This window comes from Lentilitoribacter sp. Alg239-R112 (assembly GCF_900537175.1).
GTDB lineage: Bacteria > Pseudomonadota > Alphaproteobacteria > Rhizobiales > Rhizobiaceae > Lentilitoribacter.
Genome location: NZ_LS999834.1, coordinates 412,414 through 433,771, shown reverse-complemented (window position 1 = coordinate 433,771; position 21,358 = coordinate 412,414). Strand labels below are relative to the sequence as shown.

At 42.8% G+C, this 21,358-nt stretch carries 17 protein-coding genes and 1 tRNA gene; 7 read left to right on the top strand and 11 right to left on the bottom strand.

Going from position 1 to position 21,358, the window contains the following annotated elements:
- Window positions 1–47: 47 nt before the first annotated feature.
- From pgl to G3W54_RS15350, 3 genes are all read right to left on the bottom strand, one after another.
- A complete protein-coding gene (gene pgl / locus G3W54_RS15360) occupies window positions 48–752 on the bottom strand; it encodes a 6-phosphogluconolactonase (protein WP_244627953.1) in 705 nt (234 codons plus the stop codon).
- Window positions 739–2,211 (bottom strand): glucose-6-phosphate dehydrogenase, encoded by a 1,473-nt coding sequence (zwf, locus tag G3W54_RS15355; RefSeq protein WP_162654149.1) that lies wholly within the window; start codon window positions 2,209–2,211, stop codon window positions 739–741. The genes pgl and zwf overlap by 14 nt, the downstream gene beginning before the upstream one ends.
- Window positions 2,212–2,414: 203 nt before the next feature.
- Window positions 2,415–2,648 (bottom strand): hypothetical protein, encoded by a 234-nt coding sequence (locus tag G3W54_RS15350; RefSeq protein ID WP_162654148.1) that lies wholly within the window; start codon window positions 2,646–2,648, stop codon window positions 2,415–2,417.
- Window positions 2,649–2,927: 279 nt separating this feature from the next.
- On the opposite strand from G3W54_RS15350, the gene G3W54_RS15345 reads away from it, so the two are divergent.
- Window positions 2,928–4,340, top strand: a complete 1,413-nt coding sequence (locus G3W54_RS15345) for a helix-turn-helix transcriptional regulator (protein ID WP_162654147.1) — start codon at window positions 2,928–2,930, stop codon at window positions 4,338–4,340.
- A gap of 232 nt (window positions 4,341–4,572) precedes the next feature.
- On the opposite strand, the gene G3W54_RS15340 is transcribed toward G3W54_RS15345, so the two are convergent.
- Entirely contained in the window at window positions 4,573–6,459 is a 1,887-nt protein-coding gene (locus G3W54_RS15340; protein WP_162654146.1) for an AsmA-like C-terminal region-containing protein, read from the bottom strand.
- 207 nt (window positions 6,460–6,666) lie between these two features.
- Between G3W54_RS15340 and G3W54_RS15335 the strand changes: the two genes are divergently transcribed.
- Window positions 6,667–7,362 (top strand): CoA transferase subunit A, encoded by a 696-nt coding sequence (locus G3W54_RS15335; protein WP_162654145.1) that lies wholly within the window; start codon window positions 6,667–6,669, stop codon window positions 7,360–7,362.
- A gap of 19 nt (window positions 7,363–7,381) precedes the next feature.
- Window positions 7,382–8,008 carry a CoA transferase subunit B gene (locus G3W54_RS15330; protein WP_162654453.1) on the top strand — a complete coding sequence of 209 codons (627 nt, stop codon included), beginning with the start codon at window positions 7,382–7,384 and terminating at the stop codon, window positions 8,006–8,008.
- 252 nt (window positions 8,009–8,260) lie between these two features.
- On the opposite strand, the gene G3W54_RS15325 is transcribed toward G3W54_RS15330, so the two are convergent.
- A complete protein-coding gene (locus G3W54_RS15325; RefSeq protein ID WP_162654144.1) occupies window positions 8,261–11,542 on the bottom strand; it encodes an ATP-binding protein in 3,282 nt (1,093 codons plus the stop codon).
- Window positions 11,543–11,881: 339 nt separating this feature from the next.
- On the opposite strand from G3W54_RS15325, the gene G3W54_RS15320 reads away from it, so the two are divergent.
- A tRNA-His gene (locus tag G3W54_RS15320) sits at window positions 11,882–11,958 on the top strand.
- An 81-nt stretch (window positions 11,959–12,039) separates the two neighbouring features.
- Here G3W54_RS15320 and G3W54_RS15315 read toward each other — a convergent pair.
- Window positions 12,040–13,422, bottom strand: coding sequence for a diguanylate cyclase (locus G3W54_RS15315; RefSeq protein WP_162654143.1), 1,383 nt, complete (start codon window positions 13,420–13,422; stop codon window positions 12,040–12,042).
- Window positions 13,423–13,842: 420 nt separating this feature from the next.
- Here G3W54_RS15315 and G3W54_RS15310 point away from each other — a divergent pair, with 420 nt between their 5' ends.
- On the top strand, window positions 13,843–15,021 hold the full coding sequence (locus G3W54_RS15310; RefSeq protein WP_162654142.1) for an EAL domain-containing protein: 1,179 nt from the start codon (window positions 13,843–13,845) through the stop codon (window positions 15,019–15,021).
- 66 nt (window positions 15,022–15,087) lie between these two features.
- On the opposite strand, the gene G3W54_RS15305 is transcribed toward G3W54_RS15310, so the two are convergent.
- Genes G3W54_RS15305 through G3W54_RS15290 form a run of 4 tightly spaced genes read right to left on the bottom strand, consistent with a single transcriptional unit; the run spans window position 15,088 to window position 18,544 of the window.
- The gene (locus tag G3W54_RS15305) at window positions 15,088–15,936 is read right to left on the bottom strand and encodes a metal ABC transporter permease (protein ID WP_162654141.1); all 849 of its coding nucleotides are present in this window, start codon (window positions 15,934–15,936) and stop codon (window positions 15,088–15,090) included.
- Complete coding sequence (locus G3W54_RS15300; RefSeq protein ID WP_305792185.1) at window positions 15,929–16,795, bottom strand: metal ABC transporter permease; 867 nt, start codon at window positions 16,793–16,795, stop codon at window positions 15,929–15,931. Before G3W54_RS15300 ends, G3W54_RS15305 begins: the two co-directional genes overlap by 8 nt.
- Complete coding sequence (locus G3W54_RS15295; RefSeq protein WP_162654139.1) at window positions 16,792–17,661, bottom strand: manganese/iron ABC transporter ATP-binding protein; 870 nt, start codon at window positions 17,659–17,661, stop codon at window positions 16,792–16,794. The genes G3W54_RS15300 and G3W54_RS15295 overlap by 4 nt, the downstream gene beginning before the upstream one ends.
- Window positions 17,654–18,544, bottom strand: coding sequence for a metal ABC transporter substrate-binding protein (locus G3W54_RS15290; RefSeq protein WP_162654138.1), 891 nt, complete (start codon window positions 18,542–18,544; stop codon window positions 17,654–17,656). Before G3W54_RS15290 ends, G3W54_RS15295 begins: the two co-directional genes overlap by 8 nt.
- 172 nt (window positions 18,545–18,716) lie before the next feature.
- Here G3W54_RS15290 and rpe point away from each other — a divergent pair, with 172 nt between their 5' ends.
- Window positions 18,717–19,391 (top strand): ribulose-phosphate 3-epimerase, encoded by a 675-nt coding sequence (rpe, locus tag G3W54_RS15285; RefSeq protein ID WP_162654137.1) that lies wholly within the window; start codon window positions 18,717–18,719, stop codon window positions 19,389–19,391.
- A 15-nt stretch (window positions 19,392–19,406) separates the two neighbouring features.
- Here the strand turns inward: rpe and G3W54_RS15280 are convergent, their stop codons facing one another.
- Entirely contained in the window at window positions 19,407–19,865 is a 459-nt protein-coding gene (locus G3W54_RS15280; RefSeq protein WP_162654136.1) for an Lrp/AsnC family transcriptional regulator, read from the bottom strand.
- A gap of 286 nt (window positions 19,866–20,151) precedes the next feature.
- Here G3W54_RS15280 and G3W54_RS15275 point away from each other — a divergent pair, with 286 nt between their 5' ends.
- Window positions 20,152–21,357: a glycosyltransferase family A protein gene (locus G3W54_RS15275; RefSeq protein WP_162654135.1), complete on the top strand. Its 1,206-nt coding sequence runs from the start codon at window positions 20,152–20,154 to the stop codon at window positions 21,355–21,357.
- Window position 21,358 lies beyond the last annotated feature (1 nt).

Below are 21,358 nucleotides of genomic sequence, written 5' to 3'. Positions count from 1 at the left end.
GGTCTTCCTTCTCAAACTAGCAACTAGCTAATTAAATTCCTATTAGATTAAGGGGCCCAATATAGATGTATCGGCAGTTTAACAGCTTCAACAACAGACCGGATTGGCAAAATCTGTTCTGCATCTTCGGACATCGCTTGTTGAAGCACTTCATGTTTTTCATCGCCTTCAATATGCAGCACATGGTAGTGCGCTTTCATGATTTGTGGCAATGTTATTGTTAGTCGCGGCTCACCGGCACCCTCAGCTTCCATGTCCAAGATAGCTTTTGAACATGTAGGATTTATGGCGTCAGTCAAATTACTTCCGCCGGGGAAAAATGAAGCCGTATGACCATCAAGCCCCATGCCCAGAATAACAACATCGAAATTATTCATGTCTTTGAATTTGGCGTCCAACATATTCATTGCGTCATGAATAGCATAACCATCCTTCCAAAAACCAAGAATGTTAACGGTGGAAGCCTCATTATTTGCAAGGTTTTCTCTAACAAGTTTTTCATTTGATCGCGGATCATCTGGTGCGACATATCTTTCGTCAACAAGGATAATTGTAACCTTATCCCAAGGCAGGGTGCGTGTTGAGAGCTCTTGAAAAAGGAGTTTTGGTGTGGAGCCACCTGAGACTGCAAGAGATGCATGGTCGTTTTTGTTGATGGCATCGCTTAAGCGTATAACGATATCATCAGCTAAACTAACGGCTAATTGCGGTCTGCTTTCATAAAGGTGATTGGTAATGTTATTCATGATCATACCAAGTACGTCCATCGCGTTCGATTAATGCTATGGCTTGGCTGGGGCCAGATGTGCCCGCCGTATAAGTCTGAGCAAGTTGCTCTGTATCTTCCCACGCAGTTAAAATCGGATCAATCCATTCCCATGCCGCTTCAACTTCATCTCCGCGCATAAAGAGTGTTTGATCATTGCGAATAACGTCGAGTAACAGCCGCTCGTAGGCGTCCGGATTTCTGGATTGGAAGCTCTCGGCAAAACTCATATCAAGCGGAACGTGCCGCAAACGCATGCCGCCAGGGCCTGGGTCTTTAATCATGATCCATTGTTTGACGCCTTCATCGGGTTGCAGACGAATGACGAGTTGATTGGCATACATATTTTGGCCTGCATCGCCAAAAATCGAATGAGGTACAGCTTTAAAATTTACTACAATCTCGGAGACGCGATTTGGCATACGCTTTCCGGTGCGTAGGTAAAATGGAACACCGCTCCAACGCCAGTTCTCTATTTCTGCTTTGATTGCAACATAAGTCTCAATGTTAGATGGCTCGCCCAATTCGTCCAGGTATCCTGAAACCGCACCGCCTTCTGACGCTCCTGCTTTATATTGACCTCTAACAGTCATTTTGTCTGCATTCTTTGTATCGATACGTTTAAGCGAACGTAGAACCTTCAGTTTTTCATCACGGACATTTTTAGCATTCATTGACGCTGGCGGTTCCATCGCGACAAGGCACATGAGCTGTACCAAGTGATTTTGAACCATATCTCGCAACGCGCCTGCATTATTATAATAACCTGCACGCCCCTCTAGTCCGACAGATTCTGATACATTGATTTGTACGTGGTCAATGTGTGCTGAATTCCAAAGTGGTTCATAGAGCATGTTCGCAAATCGAAGTGCCATAAGGTTTTGAACAGTTTCTTTTCCGAGATAGTGATCAATACGAAAGACTTGATCTTCATCGAAAACACTTGAAATTGTGTTATTCAGATCCTGAGCTGAAGCCAAATCTCTGCCGAGTGGTTTCTCAACCACAATTCGGGTTTTTTCCGTAATCAATCCATTGTCGCGGATGCGTTCAGAAATATCGCCAAACAATGATGGGCCAACAGCCATGTAAAAGGCGCGAACGTTCTCTGTACCTTCATCCAAAATCTTTTTTAATTCATCCCAACCACGATCAGCTTTCGCATCTAATGAGACATAATTAAGCCGATTGACAAATTTATCAGCCTCACCTTTGTCATACTCTGCTTCTTTGACGTGTTCTTTCAAAGCTGCATGCGCAAACTTTTGATATTCCTTTTGGCTCATCTCAGTTCTGGACGCGCCAATGATGCGTGTGGGGTCTGTAAATTGGCCCGCAACCTGTCTGTGGTATAGTGCTGGTAAGAGCTTTCGTTCGGCTAAATCACCGGTGCCGCCAAAAACGACATAATCGAAAGGTTCAACTGGAATGGTCTGACTGCTCATGATTTATATCCATTTTAACTGTGACCGATATTTAATCTAATCGATTTAAAAATGCTAGTGTGTTGCCTCAAATTTTACTTTAGAGCAATGCTTGCCATTGATTTATAACATAAATTTTCTTCGATAATCAGCGGATTCATATCTGGATAAGAAAAAGCCCCGCTTGCGCGAGGCTTTATTAAAATGTTGTCTATGTTGAATTTTTATTTGTTAGCTACAATGACCGGCACCAAAAGATCACCCCAGTTGCCACCGCCGCCATGGTGGCGTGCTGAGCGAATTAATTCGACTGATACGCCCTCATCAACAGCCTTCATGATTGAGTTGTTCAAACGATGAAGATCGTTGGCAAGTCTATGAATAGATGCTTGCTGATTTTCAGGCATTGAATGTGATTGCTCTTCAGCTCTCTCTTTAACGCGTGTTTTAGGTGCCATAATCAACTCCATTATATTTTGGCCTGACAGGTAGAGGTTTTGCCAGTTTGTAAATTTTTGTCATACTTGCTTAGAGTATTAAGATTACTCCTTGCGGATATGATTTCTCTGTGACTAAATTTACATGGAATGCGGTGCATATCCATGAAAATTGTAAGAAATGATCATAAAATAGAGTTATGTTGTATATTTTTTCACAATGACAAATTGTAAACTTGTAAATTTTGTAAAAACTGACTAAATCAAAATCAGTAAAAACTTGTAATAAGTTGGAGAATAATGGCTGATCAGAAAGTTTTTCTTGGGCCGCGCGTACGCCGGATCCGCAATTCACTTGGCTTAACGCAAACAGCGATGGCTGAGGATTTGGGAATTTCCCCGTCATATTTGAATTTAATAGAGCGCAATCAGCGACCGTTGACCGTGCCGCTCATTATAAAACTTTCATCTGTTTATAAAATTGATCCGCAAGAATTGCAGGTCGAAGGGGCAGGCACTCTGAGCGCCTTGAAAGAAGTATTTAATGATCCTTTGCTAATTGGCGAATTGCCTGGAGATCAAGAGTTGGTGGAAGTTGCTGATGCCGCACCGAATGCGGCTTCGGGAATGGTCAAACTTTATCGTGCCTACACCGAGCAGTTGATGCGATTAAGTGATTTATCTGCAATGTTAGCCAAAGATGATAGCTCAATGCAGATATCAGGCTCTCGGTTGCCTATTGATACTGTCCGCAATGCATTTGAAGAACGACCAAATTATTTTGGCAGGATTGATGAGGCCGCTGAAAAGTTCAGCGATGAATTTATTTCTGCTGACGAGCCAGCTGCATCTTTGCGTGATTGGTTGAAAGCAAAACACGGTATAACGATAAAGGTTCTGCCCGTGAGGACCATGCCAAGTCTACGACGACGACTTGATAGGCATTCAATGCGGTTGTTTATTTCTGCACGATTATCACCGCATGATCGATTGCGGGAAATTGCGATAGAAGCGGGCATGCTTGCGCTTGCAAAACCAATTCAGGATGAGTTGGAGGGATTAAATCTACAAGGCGAAGAAGCTATTCGGATTGCCCGCGCTGAGCTAGCTCGTTATGCAGCTCATGCATTGATTATGCCTTACGCCAAATTTCAAACAGCCGCAAAACGATACGAATATGATATCGATGCTTTAAGCGCTCAGTTTAATGTTTCATTTGAACAAGTTGCCACACGGTTGACCACGCTTCAGCGACCAGATTTACCCGCTGTCCCCTACTTTTTATTAGAAGTAGACAATGCCGGTAACATAGTCCGGCGCGCTGGTGCAAAAGGTTATCCTCGTTCCCAATTTGGCGGGGCATGCCCCAAACACAGCATTTATTCTGCATTCGCGCTGCCCGGTCAAGTGTTTACAAATCAGGTGAAGTTACCTGATGGTACAGACTTTATTACGCTGTCGCGAACAGTAGATGGCCTGAAAGGTTCGCTGAACGACCCAGTCCGTCGTACAGCTATCATGTTATGTTGCTCGTCCGAGTATGCTGATCAGATAGGATATTCTTCTGATATCGGTCAGCTCACAAATATCGAAGTAGGTCCAACATGTCGCCTGTGCGAACGTCAAGGTTGTGTTTCGCGCGCAGAACCATCGATCACGAGACCGTTAGGGCTTGATGAGATGGTCAGTGGTCTCAGTGCATTTGATTTCTAATTTGAAGGTGGCCGGAATAAGTGCACAATGATCCAGATCAGGGCGATGACAATCGAGCCTAGAATCAAGTGACGAATGGCCCAACCATCCCGTTTTTATTGTATCAAAAATTGTTCTGGAACTTAATCCCAGATCATTGACTAACTCAGCGCAGAAATGTTTAGCGCTGCCAGTGTAGCACCCGTCAGCAATGAAGCGATTGCAATTTTCAAAATGTGTAAGTAATTTGTCTTTATCTGAACTTAACTGCTGGAACAGATGGTGATACAATTGGGTTTGGCCATGAACCGCCGATAAAGAATAAAAAGACATTGTCGGTCGGTTTGGGAGATTCGGAACTCGTTTGTCCAGATTGACTGGCTATAGGACTAACGCTTCCTTGAAGCGCAAAACTACCCTTTGCGAACGGTATAATGCCATTCAGAATAATTTGCTCGTCACCGGACATAATGATTGCTTGTTGAATGCTTGCTATCCCGCCATCAATGTCGACGTCCAATTCTGCCATGTCAAAGCTTAAACTGCCATTTGCAGCATCATTTAGTCCAAAAAACTTCTTTTCTGATGCAAGTTGTTTGATTTGATCAAGATTGACTCCCGGTACGGATCCGTCATTTAAAGTGATAGAAAGCCCACCTCGAATATTCGCAACATCAGTTGCCCAAAGCGGTCGTTCTGAGGTGAGTTTCAAATCAAGGTCCCCAGTGCCTCGCGGCAATGGGCCTTCCAATTCGAGGGTTGTAAAAAACTCATCGAAGTCCACAGCGCGAACTGAGATGGAAATTTCGCCACCACCATCAATACCTTTGTCAGAAATGGAAATCTTGCCAATCAGTTGACCACCATATGCGGTTGCATCTCCAACATTAAACGTTGCATCTTCGCGATTGACTTTCACCGCTGCCGCTAAATTTGACATTTCGACCGGGCCAAATTTTGCTGATTGCGCGGAAAGTCTGAGATCTAATCCAAGCTGTTTCAAAAATCGTGTATCAATCGTGTTGGCAATATCATCGCTTGATTTTGGCAAAGGGGTGAAAGCACGTAAAAATGACTCGATATCAAGTGTGTTAAAGGCAAGTGTGCCACTCAAGACTGGCGGGCCATCATCTTCCAGGGAATAGTCCAATATGCCGATGCCACGATTGTCCCCGATCTTGACGATAAGGTCTTCAAACTTTGCACCTGTCAGTGTTCCTGAGACGTCTGCTTGCAGATCAACAGCCCCTAGTGCTGCCCCCGGTTTTATCTCGCTTCCGGACCACTCGATGGCGCGTCTAACTGATGGAGTGTTTAGCGCCAATTCGCCTTTAAGGAAAACTTTGCTGCCAGCTTGAATTTCACCATTATAGCTGAAATTGACGAGATCGGATTTGAGGGTGATATTCGTATCAACAACTTCTCCATGAATAAGGTTCACAGTATCAAGATCAACTATGTTCAGATTTATCTTCTCGCCGCGAACAATCGCCTCAAAATTGGTCGTAAGTGTATTTGTAAAGCTTGAACGAGTTATTCGACCATTTATTGATGATATTTTCTCAGGTTCATTTCCCGGATCGGTTATCAGTAGAACGGTTCCACCTTCAATTTCCAGGTTTTGAAAATCGAATAAGTTAGAATCAAAAGGACCTTCTGTTGATGCGCTTACAATCAAATTTGTTGTTTGCGTTGAAACATTAGAGTTTAACAAACCGCCCAAAATATTTGAGGTGGGAAGCCAGTTAGATGTGCCATCAGGATATATCTCTAACTGCACAGTAGGCCGCACTAATTTGTAGTTGGAAAAGCTTGGTTCGCCAAATAGTGCAGAAAATAGGCTCATATCAGCAGAAACGCTATCGGCGATTAATAGTGATTCCTCGGTGCTGATTTCGGTTTTTCCCACTGTTACCGCGCCCAAAGAAATTTTAGCATTGGGCCATAATGTAATTTTTGGCTCCGTGTTAAAGGTTACCTTTTGGCCAATAGTTTCCGAAATTACAAGTTCGAAGCGTTGCTTGACAAGATCAGTTGAAACGATGCTTGGGATAAAAACCCAAGCAAGCGAGATGAGGATAACGAAGCAAAACAATAGCAATATCGACCACTTAACCAGTCGATTTTTCAACCAATGCATCACCTATATCTCCCAGATAAACTGTCCAATTAAAAATCCTGATAACCTGTGTATCATGCCAATGCAAAAAAACCACAAATTATGTTTGCACGCGGTTGCAAAAATAATCTATACTTGTGACTGGATTAATCTATTTTTTTGTCTAAACATTAACTGAACAATTGAGTTTCTTGAGAATAAAGGTCTTCATTACTGGAGAAAATCGACATGAAAAAAGTATATGCAAACGCAAATGATGCGTTGGATGGTTTGTTGCATGATGACATGCTTATTGCCGCAGGTGGATTTGGCCTGTGTGGGATACCTGAGTTGCTTATTAAAGCAATTCACAAACATGGCGCAAAGGATTTAACTTTTGCATCAAACAACGCAGGTGTGGACGATTTTGGTATTGGGATTTTACTCCAAACGCGCCAAGTTAAAAAGATGATTTCATCCTATGTTGGTGAAAATGCAGAATTCATGCGCCAATATCTTTCAGGTGAACTCGAGCTGGAATTTGCTCCCCAAGGCACCCTCGCTGAACGAATGAGATCTGCGGGATGCGGTATACCGGGGTTTTATACAAAAACAGGTGTTGGCACTGTGATTGCTGAAGGCAAGGAGCATAAAGAGTTTAATGGTGAAACATATATTCTCGAAGAAGGCATTTTCGCTGACTTATCCATTGTAAAAGCATGGAAAGCTGATGAAACAGGTAATCTTGTATTTCGCAAAACAGCAAGAAATTTCAATCCACCTGCTGCTATGTGTGGAAAAATTTGTGTCGCGGAAGTTGAAGAGATCGTGCCAACAGGTTCGCTAGATCCAGATGGCATCCATTTGCCCGGTATTTATGTAAATCGCCTTATTCAAGGTGATCATGAAAAGCGAATTGAACAACGTACTGTAAGTGCAGCCTAATAAAGATTTGAAGGAAATTATCATGTGGGATCGTAATCAAATGGCTGCGAGAGCAGCAAAAGAACTTCAAGATGGCTGGTATGTAAATTTGGGAATTGGTATTCCGACATTGGTCGCAAATTTCATTCCTGATGACATTGAGGTTACGCTTCAATCGGAGAATGGAATGCTGGGCATGGGTCCATTTCCAACAGAAGAAAATATCGATGCTGACCTTATCAACGCGGGCAAACAAACAATTACTGAATTGCCTCAAACAGCATATTTTGATTCATCACAAAGCTTCGGCATGATCCGAGGTGGCAAGATTGCAATGGCGATCTTGGGCGCAATGGAAGTTGCAGAAAATGGTGATCTGGCCAATTGGATGATCCCTGGTAAGCTTGTGAAAGGCATGGGTGGTGCGATGGATCTTGTTGCTGGGGTCGGGCGCGTGGTTGTTGTTATGGATCATACGAACAAAAAGGGTGAATCAAAGCTTCTTAAAGAATGTACACTTCCTTTAACTGGCAAGGCTGTCGTTGATCGAATTATTACCAATCTAGGGGTGCTTGATGTTGTTGAGGGCGGACTTAAACTCGTTGAACTCGCTGATGGTGTTACAGAAGACGAACTTAGAGCCGCGACAGAGGCAAAATTGGTTTAACTCTTGATATAAATTTAAATCGGCAATTTCGCGAACTAGATTCAATTTGAATGATTTAATTATTTGGATGTCAATTGGTAAGCGTTATTATCATTTTAGCATTTTAAGATGCTGTCATGATTGCTTGTCTAATTTTATGAGGCTCCTTTTGAGGAGCCTCTTTTTTTATGTGATGAAAGCTCAGGGTCAGTCGTGTAACCTAAACACCAGCACAAAAATCAATGTATGTTTTATAGAAATATGTTGGTTAAATTACTCCGCGAGAACTCTTTGTGGCGGAAAGTTTATTGTCACGAGCGTTCCATCGCCGGGCGAAGAGATAATGTCAAACATTGCACGGTTCGCTTCCGTCATAGCGCGTGTGAGAGGTAAACCAAGTCCGGTTCCTTCTCCGCGTTGAACCGTTTCTTGCCCGACTTGACCAAATGGTTGCATTGCGCGCTCAAGCTCTGCTCTACTCATACCAATGCCGTTATCTCGGATACGCAAAAGCACATGCCCATTGGCTTCAAGAGATGTCGATACAACTATTTGTCCACCTGCCGGTGTGAACCGAATTGAATTTGATAAAACGTTCAGCAATATCTGTCGAATTGAGCGTTGATCAGCAACGACGTTAGGAACATCAGATGGTAAACTTGATCTGGTAACAACCCTATTTTCATTCGCGATTTGTTGCATAATGGATAAGGCTTCATTGATCTCGTTGTTGAGATTAACCGACTGGAAGTCCAATTCTTGCTGACCCGCCTCAATCTTTGATATGTCCAAAAGATCGTTGACAATATCAAGCACATGGCGACCGGATTTGCTGATATCATGCGCATATTCAACATAGCGTGGATGACCAGTGGGGCCAAAACGTTCCTGAGAAATGAGATCGGAGAACCCAATAATTGCATTTAAAGGTGTTCGAATTTCATGACTAACACGTGCAAGAAAATCTGACTTATGCGAACTCGCAGATTCAGCATCTTTCTTTGCTTTTCGAAGTTCATCTTCAGCATATCTAGATTGGGTGATATCTCTTAAAACAGCGCAATATCCGCCCGAACCCGAGAGGCGGCCAATGGTCATGGAAAGAGGTAATGTTCCGCCCGATGATACGCGCCCCACAACTTCGCGCCCATCATTTAAGATGCTTGTAACCCCATGCTCGGACAACGCGTTTACGTAATCTAATACAGATTTCTGACTATCAGAAGCAAAAAGCATGGCAAATGGCTCGCCCACCGTTTCGCTGGCATCATAGTCGAAAAGCGCTGAGGCTGAGGCGTTGATTGATTGTATGTGACCATCTTCGCCAATTATAACAACACCATCGGTAGCTGTTTCCAAAATAGAATTTAGATCAGAAATTTTGGTTTTTAAACGTTCATATTCCTCGGAAGAAGATTCATTTGGCAAACTGTTTTTGATCAATCGGTCAAAAGTAAGGCTGAGAGCCTTTTCATTTTGCCAACGTGTTACATGCATAGTAGATTTAACAGCCAGATGTTGACCATCTGCACGGCGAATGATGAGTTCATCATTTGCCCGCACGTGTTCATTCTTAAAATCTACTTCTTCGGTGTTTTCGATAAACAGATGTTCCAGCCCACCTAGCTTGCTAAGTTGGGTTATGTCGATATAGCCTGTGAGATCAAAGAAAGCTCCGTTTGCGAACAGCAAATCATCTGATCTGTAGACCAGAACTGCGGCTTCATCATTAATGACATCGGACCCAATTGGCATGTCTGAAGTGGAAGGATAATTATATTTTTCCAACTCCGGTTCAATTGGTGCGTCATGTTTTTCGGAGCCATCATCATTATGAGTTTCGGTCTCCTCAAAATGAGTTTCATCTAAGGCGTCATCATCATCCCTATTAAGTTCATCGAAGGAGACATCTTCAAGAGAGCTTTCTTCATCAATAAATTCGTCTTCCGATTCATCAGTGTCGCTGAAATCATCATTAATTTTGCTAAGCTTTTCGCGAATTTCAAAAAATGCTGCCTGTTCGTCGTCAGTCAGTTTTTCGCGGGCTTCGCGTCGTAGCTCATCTAAATGGACAACTTTGTCACCTTGCCGACGTTTGGGAGTGTCAGACGTTTCAAGTGCCGGCACTTCTCCTTGATATGGATCGTCCTCATCGTATGGATCTTTGTTGCTTGAAGGTGTTGCCTCTTCATTTTTCTCAATTATGTTTTCAGGGTCAACTGTTGATTTTGCAGGATCTGTATTATCGCTTGATGTTTCCTCAGTTTGAGGGCCATCAACAAGTGCAAACCCAATAGCCTCTGGGTCATGAATTGCATCTTGAATTCGCGCAACACCAAAGCCTCGATAGCCATCGAATAATCGATCCCGAGTGTATGTGGGGAGGGCTGCCAAATCGACTGGGACGCTTAAATCTGTTCCTTGAACTGGCCACATCACTGTTTTACCAGACCAAGTATCTCTACGACGTATAAGATCGGCAATTTCGTCACTTGGATTTAAATTGAAAACAAGTGCAACATCGCCGAACCTGCGACCCAAAATATTCGCTGAGTTGGGTCCAAGAGCTTCACCTAATTCAGGAGAGATCTCTGTAAAAATTGAGGCAGCATCTGTGCGCCATACGAAACGGACAGCGCGTTGTTTTGGATCAAAAACGAACTGATCTTTGTCTGCTGGCTCTATATTCTCAATCGCCGTATTTTCAGATGAAGATGTCGCTGAAGCTTGTTCCTCAGCCACTTCAATCGTGCCAGCTTTTTCTGAAGCAGCACCAATATTCGGCTCGACATTTATTTCGGTTTCAAGATTGTCTGTTGCATCAGCATTTTTTTCTGACGTAGATACCATTGGATGATCGTTGTCAGCAACATCGGCAACAGGACTATCTTCAATGACATCTACATCTTCATCAATCACAAAGAGAAGATACAAGTCTGGATCTTCAGAGAGATGTCCAATGGCGGAGGGTAGTTCTCCTTTGATTGTTTCAATTGGACGTTTCACAAGTCTGTCTGCTTCGCCTGCGGCTTCTTCAGTTATTTTTCGGCGTTCATATAAATCGATTTTCAGTGCATCTATTTGCTCTGTGGCGCCTAACATCTGTCCCTTGTCGCCAAGAACTGCAACACATGTTCCTGTGTTTTCAAAGCCCGCTATTATGTGGTCGACATCTAATGCACTGTGAGATGGTGTCATTTCTTTATTAATGACGACCAGAATTGCCTTTTCATCTCTTGGTAATGTTATTAATTCAAGTGATAGATCAAGCTTTGTTCCATCGCCCTTTGTCAAAATTTGCAAATTTGCGGTTTTGATAACTTTGTTATTCATCAACTGCTTTGCTGTTTCACGCAGTTTTTTTCTCGTTTTCTTTCTATCGATCAGCCCTTCATCCATGAAGTCATAGATCGTATCAAACTTAAAAAATCTGGCGGCAGCTCCATTTGCCCAAAGCAAATTCTCAAAATTGGGTGTTACAATTGCGAGCGCTTTGCCGTCCGAAAATGGCTTACGTATGGCGTCATGAACGGCCAAATCAATAAAAGGATACATAATTTTTTTCATGGCTTTACGGTGCTGCCCTAGATCATAGAATACATTTAGTCCTTGTTTTGATAGCGTTTTATATCTCGAAGGTCCATAAAACTCAGGCTTGAGGACCCTAATTTATTAAAAAAGGGTTAATTTTAGGGAGCCCAGAAATATAAGCTCCCTTTCGTGGACCTGCAGTCATACAAGGCCAACCCTAGTTTAAAATTGGCCATAGTTCATTCAGAAAGTTGAAATGAAGGCCATCATTTAGAGAATTTTGCATTAGATTTCGCTTTGGGTCTTGCAAAAAAAATCTAAGGGACGTATGTCAGCTCATCGTAAGAATTGTGTATTCTTTGTGCGGTTGTAGCTCAGTTGGTTAGAGCGCCGGATTGTGGATCCGGAGGTCGGTGGTTCGAGACCACCCAACCGTACCATTCTAATGAACATATTTACTAATGATAGATCGTTTAGGATAAAGCGTATATGTCCGCAGATTCGAGTGTAAGTCGCGCTTATCAGGCTGCGCTTTGAACGCAGTCGCGACCAGCATTCTTGGCTTGATAGAGCGCCGTATCTGCTCGTTTCATTAATCTCCGCAAACCTTCGTCTGCAGCAAGCGTGGCAACTCCGATGCTGATGGATGCTTTGATCAATTGGTCTTCGAAGGTAAATGGCAGCTCAGCTACTGCCTTGCGCAATCGTTCGGCTGCCCTTGCCGCTCCAGCCGCATCAACGTCAGGCAGGAGAACGCAAAACTCTTCCCCGCCAAAGCGCCCCATTAAATCATGGGCCCGCAACACTTTGGTTGAGCGTTTTACAAGTTCTATAAGCACAGCATCACCCGCGGCATGACCATACTCATCGTTGATTTGCTTGAAGTGATCCGCATCAAGAAGCATAAATGACATCTCATGGTTATGCCGTTTTGCCCGATCAAGCTCCTTGCCAGCTAGTTCCATAAATCTATGGCGGTTTAATGCGCTTGTTAGGCTATCCGTCCAGGCAAGTTGTTCCAATTTCCGTTCTTGTTGTTTAAGTTGACTAATGTCTATTCTGAAACCAACAAAACCGCCCTCGCTAGTTCGGCGCTCCTGAACTCTAAGCCATTTATCATCCGGCAGCTTTTGTTCGATAGGTTCGCCTGGATTGTTGTGGTCCTTAAGGCGTTTGGCTATCCATTCCTCCTCCCTACCCACGGCTTCTATATATTGGCCGCGCTCTACGCCTTTACGGATAATTTCACTGAAGAATGCTCCCGGAACCATTAGGTCCGCACTTTTTGCGTAAAGGTCCCGGTAGCGTTGATTGCAAATCACCAGTCGATCATTTTTGTCGTAAAGCACAAACCCATTGGGTAACGATTCCATAGCGTCAATGAGCCGTTGTTCAGAGCGTTCGGCACGATCAATCATGGAGCGCATTTCTAAAGCGTCGATCACCATCTCCGCAAGACACCGGAGAGACCAGACCTCTTCATCGCTGAATTTTCGAGGTTTAGTGTCTATGATGGCTAGAGTGCCAATATTCAGGCCACCTGGTGCACGCAATGGCGCACCGGCATAAAATCGTACATGGGCATCACCGATAACGGATGGGTTTTGCGAGAATACTTCACTATTGAGCGCATTTTCAATTACATATATGTCATCTTGGCAGATCGTGTGAGCGCAAAATGAGGTACTTCGTGAGGCATCCTGTTCGCTAAATCCGATTTTTGCTTTGAACCATTGCCGTTCGTCTTCAATTAATGAGATTAGTGCTATTGGGACATTAAAATTTATTGTGGCCAATCGCACTACGCGGTCATATGTGGCCTCGGGCAAACTATCGAGAATTTGATACTCACGAAGCTTGGTAAGACGCTGGATCTCATTTTCTGGTAAAGGGTATCCGTGCATTGATTATCCGATTCGTTGGGTGGCAAGCAACAGCCATGTTCCATGACTGGACCTCATACTGTTCCCCAAAACAGAGATAAACCTCTTTTATGCTGGACCAAAAGTACTAACAAATTGATACCATGCCCGATGTTTTTAAGCGATGATCAAAGGTTTTCTTCGCTATCGTTAGGAGTAGTGCGATAGCAAATTATGGTTGATAATTAGTTTTGTGCGTCCAATATTTATCGTAGTGAAACCATATGAAAAACTATTAGATGTAAGGTACGCATGTTGCTGATCAGGCGTTTGTTTTAAGATCAAAGTAACGCTATTTTATTATCTTTAGATAATTTTGAAGCAAAAGTGTTTATACTAAAGGTTGGTATAAGATTTTATTTCTACCATAGCATGGATGGCCGTCTAACAGGAGTACACTTTTTGAAATCGGTTACTGAAGTAAAGCTCAATACAGGTGATATTCTTTACAGGGAGGGAGACCCCAACGACTGCGCCTATGTCATCGAAACTGGTGAAATACTTCTTTACAATGAGGTCAACGGCGAACGTGTTGAATGTGAGAGGCGCGGCGCAGGCTCCATTTTGGGAGAAACATCTGTACTGACGGGCCAACCGCGTGCAGTTACTGTTGAAGCCATCTCACCTTGTATTGCCTATAGAATCTCAGCGGAGGATATTTTAACGCGCTTGGAGGCACTTGATCCGATATTGAGGGCATGTTTCGATACTACTGTTGATTTTGTTACTAGATTTTTTGGACAAGATAAGGAAGAGCAAACACCGTTTGCACCAAGTACCTTACACAATGCGCATAAATTGATCGAAAAGTTCAGATTTGAACTCGATATTGAAAAGGGTCTAGACCAGGGAGAGTTTTCTCTCGTTTTTCAGCCAATCATAGAACTTGCGAATAATCGGATGGTTGGTTTTGAAGCTTTGATGCGCTGGTGCCACCCTAGGCTTGGTAATATACCGCCTGACCGATTTATTCCCGTTGCGGAGGAGATGGGGTCAATAGGTAGATTAACGGACTATGCTCTGCAGCAAGCCTGCATGGTTTTACAACATACACGGACTAAAAGTTCACATGAAAGCGATCTTTTTGCATCTGTTAATATTTCTGGCGTTGATATGGCCCGTGATAATTTTTCTGAAAGTTTAAAGCAAGTTTTAGATAAAAACGACCTGGATCCGAAAAACCTCAAACTGGAATTAACGGAAACTGCATTACTGCCAAATGTAAAGAATACAACTGAGAATTTCGAGCAAATCAGGCACCTTGGTTGTGGTATTTCCATTGATGATTTTGGAACCGGATATTCAAATTTAGTCTATTTGAAATCACTGCCTTTGACAGCTATTAAGATCGACCGTGCTTTTACAAATGATGTACGCACAAATCCGTTTTCACGGGGCATTATAAAAATGCTGGTTGGGCTTGGTAGTGACTTGAATGTGGACATTGTTGCGGAGGGTCTGGAATCAAAAGAAGATGTCAAAGTTGTTCGTGATTTGGGTTGTCGCTTTGCTCAGGGGTATTATTTCTCTGCTCCTGTCTCTGAGAGTGAGATCATTAAAAAGTCCATGCTGGGTATTTAGCCAGTTTCCAACATTATGATACCTAAATACTGGAAGGGGCTTGCTGGACGACCTGATAATAAAACCTCAACTAATGGTAGCCTTGCGCAATTTGGCAAATCTGTATTGTTGCACGAAAAATGCGATAATAAATATGGCAGTCAAACACAGAACAATTGTGGGCGCGGGGGCACTATCAATAACAAAGCTTAGATAAATGCCAATAATTCCCGCAGAAATAGTAGTTGCTGATGCAATGATAAGCATATTACTAAATGTGCGGCTAACCAGAAATGCGATGGCACCGGGAGTTACGAGCAATGCGATTGATAAAATAATTCCAATGGCATCAAGGCTTGCAACGATAATCACTGAAAGCGTTATTAATAGGCCATAGTGCAGAAATTTCACCGGAAGTCCGATAGCTCGTGCATGCTGGCTATCAAATGAATAAAGCAGCAAGTCCCTGCGTTTGAAAAACATAAAGCCGCCGCATAACAGACTCAACAAAGCTGTTATGAAAATATCATTCCAGTTAATACCAAGCATGTTGCCGAAAAGAATGTGATCTAAATGTACGTCTGTTTGAATATTTACATACAGAACTATCCCCAGTCCAAACATGCCGGAGAATACAATTCCTAGAACAGTGTCTTCTTTTATGCGGCTATTATCTTTGATATAGCCAGTAGAAACTGCGCAGAAAAGACCTGCACAAAACGCTCCGATAGCTAGCGGTATAGAAAGAACATAAGCAATAACGATGCCTGGTAACACTGCATGTGAAACCGCATCACCCATCAAAGACCAGCCCTTTAGTACTACCAGACACGACAACATACTCATAGGAATTGCGATCAAAAGTGTGATGATAAATGCACGCTGCATAAACGGGAAAGAGAAGGGGAACAGTAAGGTCTCAATAAATTCAGCCATTTTGCTCTCCCATCAAATTTTCTCTGGTCTTTGAACGTTGTTTTAACAACCCGTGTTTTGGAGCGAATATAAAAGCAAGCAGGAAAAGTATAGTCTGCATGACGACGATTATACCTCCCGTTGCGCCATCTAGAAAATAGCTTAGATATGTACCGAAAAAACAGGTCGTCATGCCAATAGCAGAACTGATTAAGATTAATTTTGGAAACCGGTCAGTTAACAGATAGGCAGTGGCTCCCGGTGTTATAACGAGTGCAATTACCAAAAATGCCCCAACGGTCTGCAAGGCTGCAACAGTCGATGCGCTTAAGAGCGTAAAGAAAAGTATTTTTATCCTAAAGGGATTAATGCCAATGGCGCTTGCTTGGTGTTCGTCGAAAAACACGAGCATGATATCCTTCCATTTAAGAAGAAGAACAAAAAGTGTTACGCCGCCAATGATTGCAAGTTGCACACTATCATCACTTGAAATGGCCAATATATTGCCCAGAATTATGGTTTGAACATTAATTGAAACGGGTGAAATTGACACCATAAAAAGACCAAGCGCGAAGAAGGATGTGAAAATAATTCCGATAACCGCATCTTGCTTTAACGTTGTTTGTTGATTTAAAAACATAATGCCAGCAGCGGCTAAACCACCAGCAAGAAACGCCCCGGCCGCAAATGGTAACCCAAGCATATACGCTCCTGCAACACCAGGTACAATTGCATGGGACAAAGCATCACCAATGAGGGACCAGCCCTTTAAAATCAGATAGGATGACAAGAAACCACAAATGAGACCAACCAATGCGCTGATTAAAATCGCATTGACCATATATTGGTAGGTGAAGGGTTCAAGAAGATAAGCCATCACGTTTTCTCAGGTCCATCGTCATTTGCATCGCCATAGATAACAAATGGGCGTTCGTCGTCAGTTAAGACTGTAACCTGACGTGTATCATCGTCGTCATGAAGTGTTTCACCGCCAAGAACAAAATGCCGAAGAACGCCGCCAAAAGCTTTCTCAAGGTTGGCGTGCGTAAAGACGTCTGCTGTATTCCCTGAGGCAAGAACTGCTTTATTGATGAGTACGGCACGATCACAAAACTCGGGAACGCTGCCGAGGTTGTGAGTGGAAACCAGAATGACCCTACCCTCATCGCGTAGGCTCTGGAGGAGTTTTATAATCTGTGTTTCAGTTTTGACATCCACGCCCGTGAAAGGTTCGTCAAGAAGGATCACCTGTCCCTCTTGTGCAAGTGCCCGTGCAAGAAAAACACGCTTCTTCTGTCCACCCGATAATTCACCAATTTGGCGTTTACGATAGTCTGACATGCCAACGCGTTCAAGCGCCTCATCAACCATTTGATGGTCTTTCGCTTTCGCTCGCCGCAGCCAATTCATGTGGCCATAACGTCCCATCAATACAACATCTTCCACTAAAACAGGGAATTGCCAATCGACGTCTTCGCTCTGTGGAACATATGCTACGAGGTTATCTGCAAGCGCTTCTTTTGCAGTTTTACCTAGAACAGAAATCTCGCCTGAGGTAAATTGTACAAATCCCATGATTGACTTAAAAAGAGTGGATTTTCCGCTACCATTGATGCCCACGAGTGCAGTTATCGATGCTCTAGGAACATCAAAGCTTGCATTGCGAAGCGCTGTGTTACCGTTTCTATAAGTAACGGTAACATTGCTAACGATAAGGCCACTTTGTTTAGAGGTAGAGCTATCCATCAGATTTACTTAGGCCCTTGGCAATTGTTTGAACTGTCACATTGATAAGATCAATATATGTAGGCACTGGACCATTCTCGTTACTTAGTGAATCCACGTAAAGAACCCCACCATATTTTGCGTCTGTTTCTTTGGCTATCGTCTTAGCTGGATTGGCAGAGACTGTACTTTCAGAAAAGACTGCAGGAATATCTAACTCGCGAACTTTGTCTATAACCTTACGTACCTGTTGTGGAGTGCCTTGCTGGTCAGCATTAATTGGCCATATAAAAAGTTCCTTAAGGCCAAAATCTCTAGCAAGGTAGCTGAATGCACCCTCACTTGTTACAAGCCAGCGTCGATTTTCATCAATATCACTGATAGTTTTTGTAATAGGGGCTGAAACCGCCATGATTTTCGCTATATATATGTCTGCGTTTTGGCGATAAAAATCAGCATTGACAGAATCGTGCGTTATCAGCGCTTTCGTCATGTTTTCAACATAGATCACACCATTTTTTGGTGACATCCATGCATGCGGATTAGGTTTTCCATTATAAGGTCCTTCACCGATACTGATTGGATCAATACCGTCAGTTAGAATAACGCTTGGAACATCGGATAGGTTTTCAAAGAATTTCTCAAACCAAAGCTCGAGATTAAGACCATTCCATAGAATAAGATCGGCGCGTTGTGCGCGTCTAATATCACCTGGGGTCGGTTGATAATTATGAATCTCCGCGCCAGGTTTAGTAATAGAGATAACATCAGCGCGATCTTTCACAATGTTTTTTGCCATATCAGCAAAAACTGTGAATGTTGTGACAACTTGTAATTTTGCGGCCGACGCGCTTTGCAGCGTTGTTATGGCAAAAAATAATGAGATAACTAACAATTTTAACATTCTTAAACCTTCTACATGCGAATTATTCGCAACTAGCTATCGCGTATTTATATGCATACGTCAATCCTTATTGCGAATTATTCGCAGTAAGGATTGAAATCGAACACCTATCCGCTTGACCTGAACCTCTCGAGCGTTTACCGCATGGGCAAAGAAAGCATGGAGGTGCCTTTTGAGCACGGATTTAATTATAGCCCCATCGGTATTGTCTGCTGATTTTTCAAAATTAGGAGATGAAATCGAGGCCGTCATTCGCGCCGGAGCTGACTGGATACATTTAGATGTTATGGACGGTCATTTTGTCCCGAACATCACTTTTGGTCCACCTGTTATCAACGCTGTGCGTGATCGTTCTGACGTGATTTACGATTGTCACCTGATGATCGAGCCGTGTGATCCATATTTAGAAGCGTTTGCAGATGCTGGTTGCGATATTATTACCGTGCATGCAGAAGCAACAAAGCACCTCGACCGGTCACTTCAGGCTATTAGGTCGCTGGGTAAAAAAGCGGGTGTGTCACTTAATCCGTCAACGCCTGAAAGCGCCATTGAGTATGTTTTGGATCGCCTTGATCTCATTCTAATCATGACAGTGAACCCTGGATTTGGTGGACAAGCTTTTATTGATGCAATGATTGATAAAGTTGCGCGTGTTAAAAAAATGATCGGTGACCGTCCAATTGATATTGAGATTGATGGTGGCGTTACTCCATCCAATGCTCGTGCGCTCATGGAAGCTGGTGCGAACGTACTTGTTGCAGGTTCTGCTATATTTAAAGGTGGAAATGAAGAGGCATATCGTACAAATATCTCAGCTATACGAGATGCTTGCTTGAAATCAGCGTGACCATCCAAGAATTGGTTATAATGGTAGTGCAAGCGTTTCTTTGATTGTCTCAAGTGACATTAGCGCTTTTGCACTCCGTACGGAATCGTGTTTTTCGATCTGATCACTTACAAGACTCGATAGTTCTTCCAGATTTGATACAGCTACTTTCACGATAATATCAATGTCTTCGGTAAGTGCATGTGCTTCTAAAACTTGAGGCGATCTGCGCAAGAACTCATTAAATCTCTCAGCGCTGCGTCGATCATGATTAAGCAACGTCACCGCAATAAATGCAAAAACATCAAAGCCCGAGGCTGTCCGATTGACCACAGCATGATACTTGTCAATAACGCCCTCATGTTCGAGCTTCGAGCGTCGCTCTGTTGTGTCAACAAGCGGCAAGTTAATCATTTCTGATAGCGCATAATTGGTGAGACTCCCATCTTCCTGCAAAGCTGCAAGTATCCTGCGGTCAAAATTATCTAATTGCACTATTCCTCCACTCGATACACTAGAATTAAAAGAAGTCTCGTGAGCAACTACTACAACAGGTATGTATGGATTGTAAAAGATAAAATACTGCTAAAATATGAGCTTTTATTGTTGGCATGATCGATAATTTAAGACCAATGGCATAAGTCATTGAAAGTAGTATTTGATTTCAGTTTTTGAAGTAAAAACATTGTGGTGTGCACTTGTCGTGCATCAAGCTTCAGGACAGTTTAAGTAGATAGTTTAGCAATATATATATATCTGTTTAAGAACTAAAGGTCCTAGAATGGTAAAGCTATCCGTTTGCATCCCTTCGCGAAATCGTCAGAAATATTGCATCGAAACAATCAGGAGTATTGCAAAATCTGATGTTCAAGATTTTGAAGTGATCGTTGGCGACAACTCAGATGATCCTGAGCCACTTGCGGCATTCTTCGAGACGTTCGATGATAAACGGTTTAAACTTGTACCACCCGGTGAACGTGTTTTCTCCATGGTGGAAAATTGGGATCGTTTAATAGAATACACATCCGGTGAGTGGGTGTCTTTCATTGGTGATGATGATTACATCGATCCAGAACTAACGGTTCTAATTTCAGGCATTCAAGAAACGGTTCCCGATGTAGATGCACTAAGTTGGATGTCAATGAATTATATCTGGCCGGATATTCGACCAAAAGATTCCAAAATGGCCTTGTCAGTGGAAACAGGTATTCACGTCCAATCTCAGGCCGAGATGTTGCAAAGGATGTTTTACTGGAAAGGTGCAACCGACCGTCCAATATGTAATTATGGGATTTACCATTGTGCGCTCAAGAGAGAATTGCTTGAAACAATTAAAGACACATTTGGTGGAAAGTATTTCCAGCATCAGGTGGTCGATTATGAGTGCATCTGTAAAACAATTCTTGTTGCGAAGCAGATGGTGTTATGCCAGCGTCCCATGTCAATCATGGGTGCGTGTGCTGCTTCAAACTCCGCAGCAATCATAGACCCAAAACTGGTGAAAACGGTAGTCGACACATTTCACAAAGAAGTTAAAAATTCTAATCAGGATATGTATCAACCTAAAGGATTTCCATTTCCGGATTATCTTGGCTTAACAGCGGTAGTTGGCTCAGCCATCCTGTGGGTTATTCAAGAGTATGAACTCGAAGTTGTCGGGTGGGAGAAGAATTTTGTAATGGCGTGTGCAAATGATTGCCAGTCTGCGGGAAATTTGGAAGAATTTAATTTGAGAAGAAAAGCTTATGCCAAAGCCATAAGGAAGTGGAAAGCTGGACGTTATCTTAAACATTTTAATCCAGTTTTTGACAAAAAAGAAGGAAGCGAATTTCATTCATTTCAAGGGTTTCACAAAGGTAAAATTTATTTGGACTCTGAATTAAATGGTGTGAAAACTCCAGGGGAGGCGTATGATGCTCTTCAATGTATTATGCCTTCAGTAGAATTTATTTTAAAACAGCTGAAGCCTTTGAAGAAAGCCGCTTAAT

Bases quoted from the DNA above. Each gene is read 5' to 3' on its own strand.
- G3W54_RS15290 (WP_162654138.1), bottom strand. From the start codon at position 18,544: ATGTTAAAATTGTTAGTTATCTCATTATTTTTTGCCATAACAACGCTG.
- zwf (WP_162654149.1), bottom strand. From the start codon at position 2,211: ATGAGCAGTCAGACCATTCCAGTTGAACCTTTCGATTATGTCGTTTTT.
- G3W54_RS15350 (WP_162654148.1), bottom strand. From the start codon at position 2,648: ATGGCACCTAAAACACGCGTTAAAGAGAGAGCTGAAGAGCAATCACAT.
- G3W54_RS15345 (WP_162654147.1), top strand. From the start codon at position 2,928: ATGGCTGATCAGAAAGTTTTTCTTGGGCCGCGCGTACGCCGGATCCGC.
- G3W54_RS15340 (WP_162654146.1), bottom strand. From the start codon at position 6,459: ATGCATTGGTTGAAAAATCGACTGGTTAAGTGGTCGATATTGCTATTG.
- G3W54_RS15335 (WP_162654145.1), top strand. From the start codon at position 6,667: ATGAAAAAAGTATATGCAAACGCAAATGATGCGTTGGATGGTTTGTTG.
- G3W54_RS15315 (WP_162654143.1), bottom strand. From the start codon at position 13,422: ATGCACGGATACCCTTTACCAGAAAATGAGATCCAGCGTCTTACCAAG.
- pgl (WP_244627953.1), bottom strand. From the start codon at position 752: ATGATCATGAATAACATTACCAATCACCTTTATGAAAGCAGACCGCAA.
- G3W54_RS15305 (WP_162654141.1), bottom strand. From the start codon at position 15,936: ATGGCTGAATTTATTGAGACCTTACTGTTCCCCTTCTCTTTCCCGTTT.
- G3W54_RS15295 (WP_162654139.1), bottom strand. From the start codon at position 17,661: ATGGATAGCTCTACCTCTAAACAAAGTGGCCTTATCGTTAGCAATGTT.
- G3W54_RS15275 (WP_162654135.1), top strand. From the start codon at position 20,152: ATGGTAAAGCTATCCGTTTGCATCCCTTCGCGAAATCGTCAGAAATAT.
- G3W54_RS15325 (WP_162654144.1), bottom strand. From the start codon at position 11,542: ATGTATCCTTTTATTGATTTGGCCGTTCATGACGCCATACGTAAGCCA.